Below are 12,921 nucleotides of genomic sequence, written 5' to 3'. Positions count from 1 at the left end.
CGACACAGATTGACTTCAAGCCCCCATAAGTGGTTACTTCCTCTCAACTTACGAGGAAGAGGTGATCATCCGTGAGATCGAGGCTACTGGGGCTCGGTGTCACCCTGGCGGCATCGCTGCTGGTCACGGCACCTGTCGCGGTGCCGGCCGGAGCGACGCCCGCCCCCGAGCGGGCAGCCGAGGCGACGAGCGGCCAGAACGGCAAGATACTCCGAGTCGGGGTGACCCAGGAGGTGGATTCACTCAATCCGTTCATCTCCATCACCCGAACGGGCACCGACATCCTCCGTGCGCAGTTCGAGTTCCTGACGACCTACAGTCAGAGCAGCATGACGCCGGAGGGCGCGCTCGTCGAGAACTGGGAGACCTCCGACGACAAGCTCACCTGGACCTTCCACTTCCGCAAGAACGTGAAGTGGTCGGACGGGAAGCAGGTCACCGCCAAGGACGCGGCCTGGACGTTCCAGAAGATGCTGGACGACGACACGGCCAAGACCGCCAACGGCAGCTACGTCCAGCAGTGGGACTCCGTCGAGGCGACCGACGACTGGACGCTGAAGATCAAGACCAAGGTCCCGCAGGCGACCATGGAGGCCCTCGACATCCCGATCGTGCCCGAGCACGTCTGGTCGAAGGTGGCCGACATCGGCGCCGAGCCGCAGTTCCCGATGGTCGGCAGCGGGCCGTACTACATCACGGAGTTCAAGGAGGCCCAGTACACCAAGCTGAAGGCCAACAAGAACTACTGGCGCGGCGCGCCCAAGATCGACGAGCTGCACTTCATCTACTACAGCAACTCGGACGCCGCGGTGACCGCGTTGCAGAGCGGTGACGTGGACCTGATCAACCGGCTCACGCCGACGCAGTTCGACGCGCTGCAGGGCGACCCGAACATCGAGCTCAACCAGGCCGAGAACCGCCGGTTCAACGAGATCGTGATCAACCCGGGCGCCGCCACCAACGACGGCACCCCGATCGGCAACGGCAACCCGGCGCTCAAGGACGTCGAGCTGCGGCGGGCCATCGCGCAGGCGATCGACTCGAAGACGCTCGTGGACAAGGTGTGGGGCGGCTACGCGACCGAGGCCGCGGGCTACATCCCGCCGGTGTTCAAGGACTTCCACTGGCAGCCCTCGGGCGACGAGAAGCGGGAGTTCGACCTCGACGCGGCGAACAAGCGGCTCGACGACGCCGGGTACAAGAAGGGTCCGGACGGCATCCGGCTCGACAAGACCGGCAAGCCGATGAACTTCCGGCTCCTCGCGCACGCCGAGGCCAACCTCGACGAGAACGCGGGCCCGTTCATCAAGGGCTGGCTCAAGGAGATCGGGATCAACATCACGATCGAGCCGAGGTCGGACACCCAGGTCAACGAGGACACCACCCGCGGCAACTTCGACCTGGCGTTCTCGGGCTGGAACGCGAACCCGGACCCGGACTACGTCCTGTCGCTGCAGACCTGCGCCAACCGGCCGAACGCCGAGGGCAAGGGCGGCACGCCGGACTCGTTCCTGTGCGACAAGGAGTACGACAGCCTCTACGCGCAGCAGCTGTCGGAGTTCGACCGGAGCAAGCGGATCGACATCGTCAAGAAGATGCAGGCGCGGCTCTACGACCAGGCCACGCTCGTCATCCTGGGCTACGACAACGCGCTCGAGGCGTTCCGCAAGGACGCGTTCGAGGGCTTCCCGAAGCAGCCCACCGAGGGCGGCGTGATGATGAACCAGCAGGGCGCGTGGGGCTACTACGGCGCCACCCCGAAGGGCGAGGGGCCGGTCCCCAACTTCGAGAACGGCGGCAGCACCGCGTCCGGCGAGGGCACCACCGACGCGGCGGGTGAGGACAGCAGCAACACCGGGCTGATCCTCGGCATCGTCGGCGGTGTGATCGTCGTGGTGCTCGTCGTCGGGCTGCTGGTCGCCAGGGGTCGTCGCAAGACGGCCGACGACCGCGAATAACCGGTAAAGGACAACTGTGTCGGACATCCTCACCCCGACCGAGGAGGCACTGGCAGAGGCTCCGCCACCCACCCGTGGTGGCGGAGCCCTCCGCTACGTGCTGACCAAGATCGGCGGCGGCCTGCTCAGCTTCGCGCTCGTGATCGTGCTGGGCTTCCTCCTCTTCCGCGCCCTGCCCGGCGACGTGATCGCGACGATGACCAGGGGCCGCCCGGCGACCCCGGAGCAGATCGCGCTCCTCGAGCGGCAGTTCGGGCTCGACCTGCCGCTGTGGCAGCAGTTCCTGAACTACCTCGGCGACCTGTTCCGCGGCGACCTCGGCGAGTCGTACGTGTACCGCGTGCCGGTGCTGCAGAAGATCGAGGAGCGGTTCTGGCCGACGGTGCTGCTGGTCGGCGTGTCCACGCTGATCTCGGTGGCGCTCGGGTTGTGGATGGGCACGCGGTCGGGGTGGCGGCGGGGGAGCCGGTTCGACCGGATCTCCACCGGCGTCGCACTGACCCTGTGGTCGACCCCGACGTTCTGGCTGGGCATGCTGCTGATGGCGGCGACGACCGGCCTGTTCCCGACCGCGGGGCTCGTCTACTCCGACACCCCGCCGGACTTCTTCTCCCAGGCCATCGACATCGCCCATCACATGGTGCTGCCGACGATCACCCTGGTGGCCGTCACCTACGCGCAGTACCAGCTGGTGATGCGGTCGTCGCTGATCGAGGAGATGGGCGCCGACTACCTCACCACCGCGCGGGCCAAGGGCCTGCGCGACGACCTGGTGCGGCGCAAGCACGCCGTGCCCAACGCGCTGCTGCCCACGGTCACGCTGGTGTTCCTGCACCTCGGGTTCGTGATCGCGGGCGCGATCAGCGTGGAGACCGTGTTCTCGTGGCCCGGTCTGGGTCGCCTGACCTACGACGCGCTCCGCGTCGGTGACCTGCCGCTGCTGCAGGGCACCTTCATCGTGCTGGCAGGCGCGGTGATCTTCATGAACGTGCTCGCGGACCTGCTGTACCGCGTGCTCGACCCGAGGGTGCGTGCCGCATGACCGCTCCATCGCCACGGGCGCTGGCCTGGCGCCGCCGCGGCGCCGCGTTCGCCGCCGGGTGGCGCGAGTACGCGAAGCAGAAGACCGGCCTGGTCGGCCTCGCGCTGCTCGTGATCATCGTGCTGCTCGCGATCCTCGCGCCGGTCCTCACCGACCGGGACGGCCTCGACGTCACCAAGGCGACCGGCGGCCGCCTGGAACCGCCGAGCGGCGAGTTCTGGCTCGGCACGGACCGGCCCGGCCGGTCCGTGCTGCTCCTGACGCTGTGGAGCGCCCGGATCTCGCTGACCGTCGGCTTCGTCGCCACGCTGCTGTCGATCGCGATCGGCACGATCATCGGCATCATGGCCGCGCACTACGGCCGCTGGGTGAACGCGGGCCTCATGCGGGTCACCGACTTCTTCCTGGTGCTGCCGTCGCTGGTGCTGGCCATCGCGCTGTCGACCGTGCTGGAACGCGGCATCGGCACGATCATCCTCGCGATCGGGCTGACGTCCTGGCCGTCCGCGGCCCGCCTGGTGCGGGCGCAGACGCTCACGATCGAGGCGCGGCCGTACATCGAACGCGCCAAGGCGCTCGGCGGTGGGCACTTCCACGTGATCTCCAAGCACGTGCTGCCCGCGGTCATGCCGCTGGTGTTCGTGAACACGACCCTCGCGGTCGGCTCGGCGATCGTGGCCGAGTCCACGCTGTCGTTCCTCGGGCTCGGCGACCCCGACCCGATGCGGCCGTCGTGGGGCTCGATGCTGCGGTCCGCGTGGCTCGACTCGGCGATCATCGCGGGCGCGTGGTGGTACCTGTTGCCACCCGGCATCGCGATCGGCATCGTCGTGCTGGCGTTCACCATGTGCGGGCGGGCGCTCGAGACCGTTCTCAACCCACGACTGCGGGAGGGCTGACGTGCCGCTGCTCGAACTGCGGGACCTGTCGGTCCGGTACCGCAACCGCGACGTCGAGGCCGTCCGCGGCGTCAACCTCACCCTCGAACCCGGCGAGACGCTGGGCCTGGCGGGGGAGTCCGGCTGCGGCAAGTCCACGCTCGCCATGTCGGTGCTGCGGCTGCTGCCGCCCACCGCCGAGATCCGCGGCCAGATCCTCCTGGACGGCGAGGACGTCACCGCCATGAAGTGGGGACGCCTGCGCGCCGTGCGGTGGACGTCGGCCGCGATCGTGTTCCAGGGCGCCATGCACGCGCTGAACCCGGTGCGGCGGGTCCGCGACCAGATCGCCGAGCCGATCGAGCTGCACAGCAAGACCCCGCCGTCCTCCTCGGCGCTGCGCAAGCGGGTCGACGAGCTGCTCGCGCAGGTGGAGCTGCCACCGGAGAAGGGCGACGCGTACCCGCACGAGCTGTCCGGCGGGCAGAAGCAGCGGGTCATGATCGCGATGGCGCTGGCCTGCGAGCCACGCCTGGTGATCGCGGACGAGCCGACCACCGCGCTCGACGTGATCGTGCAGGCCCAGGTCCTCGCGCTCATGTCGGACCTGGTGGCGAGGAAGGACATCGGGCTGGTCATGATCAGCCACGACCTGGCCGTCCTCGCGTCGACGTGCGCCCGGCTCGCCGTGATGTACCGGGGCGAACTGGTGGAGGAGGGGCCGTCGGCGGACGTCATCGCCGCCCCCCGGCACACCCACACCCAGACGCTGGCCGCCGCGTTCCCGACGGTCGGTGACCCGGTCTCCCGGTACGCGCCGGCGACCGCCACCACGCTCCCGGACTCGGTGCCGTCGCCGGGGGAGGAGCTGCTGCGGACCACCGACCTGCACGTCACCTTCCGGTCCAGGGGCGTCACCCACGCGGTGGCGGGCGTGGACCTGTCCGTGCGGCGCGGCGAGATCGTCGCGCTGGTCGGCCAGTCCGGGTCGGGCAAGACCACCCTCGCCAGGACCATCCTCGGCCTGCAGGAACCGACGTCAGGTCAGGTGACCTACGACGGGAAGCCGGTACCCCGGTCCACCCGGGGGCTCAAGGCGTACCGGCGTGAGGTCCAGCTCGTGCTGCAGGACCCGACGAGCGCGCTGAACCCGCGCCACTCCGTGTACGAGTCCATCGCCGAAGGCCTGCGCATCCACCGCGTCCCCGGCGACGAACGCGAGCACGTGGCGGCGGCGCTCGACGCGGCGGAACTGCGGCCGGCCGAGGAGTTCATGCCGTTGCTGCCGCACCAGCTCTCCGGCGGTCAGCGGCAGCGCGTGGTGATCGCGGGCGCGCTCGCGCTGGAGCCGAAACTGCTGGTGGCGGACGAGCCGGTGGCGTCGCTGGACGCGTCCGTGCGCGGCGAGATCCTGGCGTTGCTGTTGCGGCTGCGCGCCAGGCTCGGCCTCGCGGCACTGGTGATCACGCACGACCTCGGCCTGGCGTGGAACATCGCGGACCGCGTCGCGGTGATGTACAAGGGCGAGCTCGTCGAGGTCGGGCCCGTGGACGAGGTGCTGAACGACCCGAAGCACTCCTACACGCGGTCGCTGCTGGCCGCGCTGCCGTCCACCCGGCCGAAGGAAACCGACGTCGCGAGCGGGTGAGCCCTGCCAGGACATCGTTGACCGAGGTCCGCGGCGGCACTGAACCGTGCCCCGCGGGCCTCGCTTTATAACTAATATCAACTATATATATGTCCGATGTTGTCTGCTCGGCGGTGGCCCCGGGGGAGCGCGACCGCGCGTCCACGGAACGGCAACGAGGGGAGGGATCCCCGTCGGAGGCGTCGCTCGATGCCTCCGACGGGGGATCGTCGTCGCGGCGAACGCGAAGGCCGGGGTGGTCAACCCGGATCCAGCCGCTTCGCCGCCTCCCCACATTACAATCTTCTATTAAATATATTGATGTCCGATATTACCGGGCCGATGGTGGCCACCGGAGGACGCCGCCGCGCGTCCACGAACGGCAAAGAGGGGGAGAGGGGCATCAAGATCACTACCCCTGGTGTCGTACCCGGCACGCCTCGTCGGGTGAAACGCCACCGTTCCGACGAACGGACCAACCGGCCTGTGTAATCTCAGACCGCCATGTCAACCACCACCGACGCCCACGGGGTGCCCCCCGCAGTGAGCACCGTAGAAGACGCGACCCCAGTGCCGACACCGGTACGGCGCGTGCCCGCGCTCCCGGTGCGCACCATCGCGCTCGGCACCATCGGGAGCCTGCTGATCCTCGTGAGCGCGCTCGGTGCCGGCGCGATCCTCGCGCAGGACCCGATGATCGGCCGCGGTCCGCTGTCGTGGATCCGCTACGGCCACGGCCGCATCCTCGCGACCCTGGTGCTGTACACCGGGTTCGCGCTCGTGGTGTGGGCGTGGGTGCTGCTCGGCCGCCACGTGCTCGCGGGCCGGGTCGGCGCGCGGCCGGTGCTGATCGCCGCGGTGTGCTGGACGATCCCGATGCTGTTCTCGCCGCCGGTGTTCTCCCGCGACGCCTACCTCTACATCGCGTACGGCACGCTGCCGCTGCACGGCTACGACCCCTACTCGGTGGGCCCCGGCATCCTCGACGTCGACCCGGTGGTGGACAACGTCGACTCGTTCTGGCAGGCCACGCCCGCGCCGTACGGGCCGCTGTTCATCCTGCTGGCCAAGGGCGTCATCTCGATCGCGGGCACGAACATGATCGCCGGCGTCGTGCTGATGAAGCTCGGGCTCGTCGTCGGCGTCGCGCTGATGGTGGTGGCCATGCCGGGGCTGGTGCGCCACCTCGGCGGGAAGCTCCCGGTGGCGCTGTGGCTCGCGGTCGCCGGGCCGATGACGGTCGTGCACCTGGTCGGCGGGCCGCACAACGACGTCCTGATGGTGGGGTTGCTCGCCGTCGGCACGGTGCTGGTGCTCGACCGCAGACACGTGCTGGGCATGGTGGTGGTGACGCTCGCCGTCGCGGTGAAGGCGACCGCGGGTGTGGCGTTGCCGTTCCTGGTGTGGGTGTGGGCAGGGCACCTGGAGTCCACGCGCTGGCGCAACTTCACGCGTGCGTGCGCCGCGTCGGTCGGCATCTTCGTGGTGACGTTCGCGGCCGCGACCTTCGTGTCCGGCGTGAACCTCGGCTGGATCACCGCGCTCGACGCGCCGACGGCGATCGTGAACTGGCTGTCCATCCCGACCGGCGCGGGGGAGATCCTGCACGGGCTGGTGGGCGTGTTCGTCGACGCACCGAAGGTGTGGTTCGTCAGCCTGATGCGGGTCGTGGGCGGGATCCTGCTGGTGTGGATCCTGGTCCGGCAGTGGTGGCTCGCCCGCGACGGCGGCCCGGACGCCATCCGGCGGGCCGCGATCGCGCTGTTCGCGTTCGCCGTGCTGTCGCCCGCGACGCTGCCGTGGTACCTGGTGTGGGGCTTCGTGCTCGCCGCCGCGCTGCGCTGGGAGCGTCGCCAGCTGGCCGTGCTGGTGGCGTTCAACGTGTTCTACGTGCTGACGTACACCCCGGCGGGCGACGACCTGCTGTACGACTGGCTGTTCATGGCGGTGGCCGCCGGCATCTCGATCCTGGCCGGGCTGTCGCTGCTGCGCCGTGACCCGCTGAACCTCTTCCCCGCACGCGAGCCGTTCCTGCCGCGCGGGGCGAGCGTTGAGCGCTGACACGGCCGACAAGACGGCCGACCCGGTACCCGCTGCCCCGGTCCACCCGAGGGGCACGATCGTGCTCGGCACGGTCGGCAGCGTGGTCCTGGTGCTCGCGAGCTTCGCGTCGGCGGCCGGCTCGGTGCGGCAACCGTTCCTTGGCGGGTCACTTGACTGGTTGAACTACGGCCACGGGCACATGCTGGCCGAACTGGTGACCTATCTGGGCTACGGGTTGCTGGTGTGGGCGTGGATCCGTCTCGGCCGTCTGGTGCTGGCCGACCGCGTACGCACCAGGTCGGTGCTGGTGGCCGCGGCGTGCTGGACCGTGCCGGTGCTGTTCGCGCCCGCATTGTTCACCCGCGACGTGTTCTCCTACCTCGCGCAGGGCGCGGTGGCGCTGGCGGGGCACGACCCGTTCACGGTGCCGCCGACGGTGCTCGGGCACGGGTCGGAGCTGCTGAACAACGTCCACCCGTTCTGGCAGGGCACGCCGGCGCCGTACGGGCCGCTGTTCATCCTGCTCGCGAAGGGCACGGTGTGGCTGGTCGGCTCGCACGTGTATGCGGGCATCCTCGTCACGCGGCTGCTCGAGGTCGCGGGGCTCGCGTTGCTGGTGTGGGCGCTGCCCGGGCTCGTCCGGCACCTCGGGGGACGGCTGCCGGTCGCCGCGTGGCTGCTGCTGGCGGGTCCGCTCACGGTGGTGCACCTGGTCGGCGGGCCGCACAACGACCTGCTGATGATCGGGTTCCTCGCGGCGGGCACGCTGCTGGTGCTGGACCGCAGGCACGCGCTGGGCATCGCGGTCGTCACGCTGGGCGTGGCGGTGAAGGCGAGTGCGGGGATCGCGTTGCCGTTCCTGGTGTGGGTGTGGGCGGCGCGGCTGGAGTCGACGCGGTGGCGGAACTTCGTGCGGGCCACGGCGTGTTCGGTGGGCGTGTTCGTGGCGGTGTTCGCGGTCGTGTCGGTGGCGGCCTGGGTGGATCTCGGGTGGCTGACGCAGGTGAACGCCTCGTCGCGGCTGGTGAACTGGCTGTCGCCGCCGACGGCGCTCGGTGAGCTGGTGCACGGCGTGGTCGGCATCTTCGTCGACGTGTCGCGGGACCCGTTCGTCACGGTCACCCGGTTGCTCGGGCTCGCCGCGCTGGTGGTGCTGGTGGTGCGGCAGTGGTGGCTCGCGCGGGACGGGGGAGTGGCCGCGGTGCGGCGGGCCGCGATCGCGTTGCTGCTCGTGGCCGTGCTGTCGGCGACGCTGCTGCCGTGGTACCTGACGTGGGCGCTCGCGCTGGGCGCCGCGGTGCCGTGGCGGCCGAAGTGGCTCGCGGTGGCGGCGGGCGTGTCGGTGTTCATGGTGGCGCCGTACTCGGCGGCGGGGGAGCAGCTGCTGTACGAGTGGCCGCTGATGGTGGCGGCGATCGCGTTGTCGGCGTGGGCCGGTCACGCGCTCGTGCGGCCGACCGCACGGGCGTAGCGGTCGGCGAGCTTGGCCAGTTCCGCCACCAGTTCCGGTGGTTCGGTGACGTCGAAGTCGGCGTCGAGCAGTCCGATGTAGACGGCGAGCATGGCGGGGGTGTCGGAGCCGACGGCGATCCGGCAGACGTCGCCCTCGGCCTCGACGACGTCGACGCCGGGTGGCAGGCGTTCGAGGAGGTCCTCGGCGCGGGCGTGCACGGTGACGGTGGCCCGGTAGCGCCAGGTCGCGGTGCCGAGGTTGCGTGCGACGAAGGTGGCGACGTCCTCGGGTGGTTCACGGGGCGTGAACCGCGGCCCGGTCGGGATCTTCGGTGCCATACGGTCGACCCGGAACGTGCGCCAGTCGGCGCGGTCGAGGTCGTAGGCGACGAGGTACCAGCGGCCGCGGGCGTGCGCGAGGCGGTGGGGTTCGACGGTCCTGCGGGACGCGCCGCCGTCGTGGTTCTCGTAATCGAACCGGAGGCGTTCGTGGTCGCGGCAGACGGCGGCGAGGGTGGTGAGCACCTCGGCGCCGACCCGGGGTTGTGTGCCGGGGACCGGCACGGTCGCCTGCTGCAACGCCGTGACCCGGTGCCGGAGGCGGGCGGGCAGCACCTGTTCGAGCTTGGCGAGCGCCCGGACGGACGTCTCCTCGATCCCGGTGACGGTGTTGGCGGTGCGCAGCCCGACCGCGACGGCGACCGCCTCCTCGTCGTCGAGCAGCAGCGGTGGCATGGCGGCCCCGGCGCCGAGGCGGTAGCCGCCCGCGACGCCGGGGGTGGCGTGCACCGGGTAGCCGAGTGCGCGCAGCCGCTCGACGTCGTTGCGGATGGTCCTGGTGGTGACGCCGAGCCGCTCGGCCAGGGCGGGCCCGGTCCAGTCCCGGCGTGCCTGCAGCAGCGACAGAACGCGCAGGAGCCTGGCCGAGGTGTCGAGCATGGCGGGGAGTCTGCCAGGCGTCGCGGAAAGGTCCGTTCCGCGATCAGACGGGGACGAGGAACGCGTGGTCCCAGCCGGGGTCCTCGTCGCAGACGGGGCACGGCAGTTCGACCACGATGCCGGGTGCCTTGTCGGCGAAGACCACGCCGGAGCCGGGCAGGATCATGGGGCGCACGTCGCCGTCCTCGGCGCGGTACTGGGTGATCTGCCTGCAGCCGTGGCACACCGTCCTGGGCGGGGTCGCGGCGCTGTCCATCATCGCGACAGCATATCGAGGGGGAGGTTCGACGTGAGTCATCCGCTGCTGGGGGTGTTGCGGTCGGCGGCGCTCGGGGAGTTCCCGCCCGCCGACGGCAGGGCGGTGTACCTGCCGCCGCTCGCGCGTGGTGCGTCGGCCGTGGTGTCGCTGACCGGACGGGTGTACCTGGCGACCGGGCGCAGGGTGCCGGGGCTGGACGGGTTCGGGTCGGCGCTGCGGCCGGAGGTGTTGCGGTACCTGGCGGGGGAGCGGGAGGTCGGGACGCTCGACGTGACGTTGGTGGCGACGGGGGCCGGCGGTGGGGTGCTGCCCGCGCGGGTGGATCTCGACGACCACCCCCGGGTGCGGCACGCGCGTGCGCTGCGGGACGAAGTACGGGTGTATGGCGACGAGCGGGGCCTGGTGACGGTGGCCGTCGGGCTGGCGGGGCGTACGGAGATGTCGGTCGAGGCGGACGTCCCGGGCACCGGGCGGGCGCTCATCCGGGAGGCGCTGGGGCTGGTGGCGGCGGGGGAGCCGGTGTTCGCGGCGGTGGCGCCGGGCAACGCCCGGTCGCTGCGCGCGTTCCTGAGCGAGGGCTTCGTGCCGGTGGGCAGTGAGGTGATCATCGCTTGACCTGCAGCTGTTCGGCTGCCTAAATTATGCAGCCAGATGGCTGCATGTTGAACGGAACCGTGGATGGACGACGTCTTCAAGGCACTCGCCGACCCGAGCCGCCGCGCGCTGCTCGACCGGCTCAACGACCGCAACGGCCAGACACTGCGCGAGCTGTGCGCGGGTCTGGACATGGCGCGCCAGTCGGTCAGCAAGCACCTCGCCGTGCTCGAGGCCGCCAACCTCGTCAGCACGGTGTGGCGTGGCCGGGAGAAGCTGCACTACGTCAACGCGGAGCCGATCAACGCCATCGCCGACCGCTGGATCACCCAGTACGACCGTCGGCGCGTCCAGGCGCTCGCCGACCTCAAGACCGCGTTGGAGCACCCCGTGAGCACACCGGAGTTCGTCTACACCACCTACATCAACACCACGCCCGAGCGCCTGTGGCAGGCGCTCACCGACCCCGCGTTCACCACGCGGTACTGGGGCGTCGCGTTCGAGACCGACTGGGCCAAGGGCGCCCGCATGACGTGGACCGAGAACGGCCACCGCATCGAGGACCCCGAGCAGGTCGTGCTCGAATCGAACCCGTACACCCGACTTGCCTACACCTGGCACACGTACACCCCCGAGTGGGCTGAGGGCGTCGGCGTCACCGAGGAGGACCGCGCGGCGCTGGCCGCCGAAGCCCGCTCCACGGTGACCTTCACGCTCGAGCAGCAGGGCGCGGTGGTGAAGCTGACCGTCGTGCACGAGGGTGGCGAGCGCACGCTGTCCGGTGTCCGCGAGGGCTGGCCCGCGATCGTCTCCAGCCTGAAGTCGCTGCTGGAGACCGGCGACGTGCTGCCTACCGCCTGAGCGCGCTGGCCGCGGCCACCACCTTGTCCACCTGTTCCGGCGTGGTCACGATGCTCGGCCCGAACCGCAGGTACTGCTGTGCGTAGGGCGTGACGCTCGCGACGACCCCGGCCTGCCGCAGCGCCACGACCGCGTTGAAGGCGTCCATGCCGTCGACCTCGCAGCACACGATGCCCGCGGACATCTCCGGGTCGTCCGGCGTGATCAACGTGATCGACGGGATCTCCGCCAGGCCCTCCTTGAGCCGGGTCGCCTGTACTGCGATGCGCTCGGCGATCCGGCCGCGGCCGATCCGCGCGTGCAGCTCGAACGCCTCCTTCAGCGCCCAGCGGTGTTCGAACGAGTGGTAGCCGCCGGGCGTGAACCGGGCGCCGGGGGAGGGGCCCTCGGAGAACGTGGGGATGTGCTGGTCCAGCGCCTCCCAGGCCCGGCCCCACAGGACCCCGGTGCCCCTCGGGCCGAACAGCCACTTGTGGGTGCCGGAGGAGAAGAAGTCGCAGCCGAGGTCCGCGACCGCGATGTCGACGGCGCCGAACCCGTGCACCCCGTCGACGCACAGCAGGGCCCGGTCCTCGGGCGCCCGCCGGGCGTTGACGTCGGCGAGCATCGCGGCGATGGCGGGCACGGGAAGCCGTACACCGGTACTGGAATGCACCCACGTGATCGCGACGACGCGGGTGTGCGCGGTGATCGCGTTCCGCAGCCGGGCCACGACGTCGGCGGCGGTGGCGGTGCGCGGGTCGTCGTAGAGCGGGACCTTGCGGACCGTCGCGCCGGTGCGGCGGGCCATGAGGTCGAGCGCGGCGTGGTGGGCGGCGAAGTCGTGGGTGCTGGTGACGACGTCCTGCCCGGCACGCAGTCGCATGCCCGAGTACAGGACACCCAGTCCCAACGTGGTGCTGTCGGTGAACGCGACCTGGTCGGGGGTGCCGCCGAGGTAGGCCGCGGCGGTCTTGCGGAGCTCCGCCTCGGCGGTGCCGTGGCTGTGCAGGTAGGCCTCGGTGTCGGTGTCGAGCCCCGCGCGGTGCCGCTCGATCGCCTCGGCCACCGGCTTCGGGTGCGCGGCGAGGACGAACGCGGCGGTGTGCACGAGGTCCGGGTCGAGGGGGAACAGCGCGCGGACGTCGTCCCAGTCCGCCGGGTCGAACCGCGCGGGCGCGGGTGGTGCCTGCCCGGTGGTGGTGCAGGCGGCGAGCGCGGTTGCGAGACCTGCGGTGAGAACGGCGCGACGCCCCAGTTCGTCCATCGGAGCATGGTATGCGCCGACA

The 12,921-nt window shown here is 70.8% G+C and carries 11 protein-coding genes; 8 read left to right on the top strand and 3 right to left on the bottom strand.

What is annotated here, in order from left to right; translation table 11 throughout:
- The first annotated feature begins 71 nt into the window (after positions 1–71).
- The 6 genes from ACYQ77_RS11590 to mptB (ACYQ77_RS11565) all read left to right on the top strand — a co-directional run bounded on the left by ACYQ77_RS11590 (position 72) and on the right by mptB (ACYQ77_RS11565) (position 9,019).
- Positions 72–1,958, top strand: coding sequence for an ABC transporter substrate-binding protein (locus ACYQ77_RS11590; RefSeq protein WP_459710227.1), 1,887 nt, complete (start codon positions 72–74; stop codon positions 1,956–1,958).
- Positions 1,959–1,983: 25 nt separating this feature from the next.
- Positions 1,984–3,000, top strand: a complete 1,017-nt coding sequence (locus ACYQ77_RS11585) for an ABC transporter permease (protein WP_459710758.1) — start codon at positions 1,984–1,986, stop codon at positions 2,998–3,000.
- Positions 2,997–3,899 (top strand): ABC transporter permease, encoded by a 903-nt coding sequence (locus ACYQ77_RS11580; RefSeq protein WP_459710225.1) that lies wholly within the window; start codon positions 2,997–2,999, stop codon positions 3,897–3,899. The genes ACYQ77_RS11585 and ACYQ77_RS11580 overlap by 4 nt, the downstream gene beginning before the upstream one ends.
- 1 nt (position 3,900) lies before the next feature.
- A complete protein-coding gene (locus ACYQ77_RS11575) occupies positions 3,901–5,526 on the top strand; it encodes an ABC transporter ATP-binding protein (RefSeq protein ID WP_459710223.1) in 1,626 nt (541 codons plus the stop codon).
- A gap of 483 nt (positions 5,527–6,009) precedes the next feature.
- Positions 6,010–7,566: a polyprenol phosphomannose-dependent alpha 1,6 mannosyltransferase MptB gene (gene mptB / locus ACYQ77_RS11570; protein ID WP_459710221.1), complete on the top strand. Its 1,557-nt coding sequence runs from the start codon at positions 6,010–6,012 to the stop codon at positions 7,564–7,566.
- The gene (gene mptB / locus ACYQ77_RS11565) at positions 7,556–9,019 is read left to right on the top strand and encodes a polyprenol phosphomannose-dependent alpha 1,6 mannosyltransferase MptB (protein WP_459710219.1); all 1,464 of its coding nucleotides are present in this window, start codon (positions 7,556–7,558) and stop codon (positions 9,017–9,019) included. Before mptB (ACYQ77_RS11570) ends, mptB (ACYQ77_RS11565) begins: the two co-directional genes overlap by 11 nt.
- Here the strand turns inward: mptB (ACYQ77_RS11565) and ACYQ77_RS11560 are convergent.
- Both ACYQ77_RS11560 and ACYQ77_RS11555 read right to left on the bottom strand, forming a co-directional pair.
- Positions 8,986–9,939, bottom strand: coding sequence for a helix-turn-helix transcriptional regulator (locus tag ACYQ77_RS11560; protein WP_459710217.1), 954 nt, complete (start codon positions 9,937–9,939; stop codon positions 8,986–8,988). The two genes, mptB (ACYQ77_RS11565) and ACYQ77_RS11560, sit on opposite strands and share 34 nt — an antisense overlap.
- A gap of 43 nt (positions 9,940–9,982) precedes the next feature.
- Positions 9,983–10,198: a hypothetical protein gene (locus ACYQ77_RS11555; RefSeq protein WP_459710216.1), complete on the bottom strand. Its 216-nt coding sequence runs from the start codon at positions 10,196–10,198 to the stop codon at positions 9,983–9,985.
- A 30-nt stretch (positions 10,199–10,228) separates the two neighbouring features.
- Between ACYQ77_RS11555 and ACYQ77_RS11550 the strand changes: the two genes are divergently transcribed.
- On the top strand, positions 10,229–10,813 hold the full coding sequence (locus tag ACYQ77_RS11550) for an N-acetyltransferase (protein WP_459710214.1): 585 nt from the start codon (positions 10,229–10,231) through the stop codon (positions 10,811–10,813).
- Between the two features lie 63 nt (positions 10,814–10,876).
- A complete protein-coding gene (locus ACYQ77_RS11545; RefSeq protein WP_459710212.1) occupies positions 10,877–11,653 on the top strand; it encodes an ArsR/SmtB family transcription factor in 777 nt (258 codons plus the stop codon).
- Here the strand turns inward: ACYQ77_RS11545 and ACYQ77_RS11540 are convergent.
- A complete protein-coding gene (locus ACYQ77_RS11540; protein ID WP_459710210.1) occupies positions 11,643–12,899 on the bottom strand; it encodes an aminotransferase class V-fold PLP-dependent enzyme in 1,257 nt (418 codons plus the stop codon). The genes ACYQ77_RS11545 and ACYQ77_RS11540 overlap by 11 nt on opposite strands.
- Positions 12,900–12,921: the final 22 nt, after the last annotated feature.

The sequence above is a fragment of the Actinophytocola sp. KF-1 genome, assembly GCF_054661535.1.
This window is presented reverse-complemented; position numbering and strand designations above follow the sequence as displayed.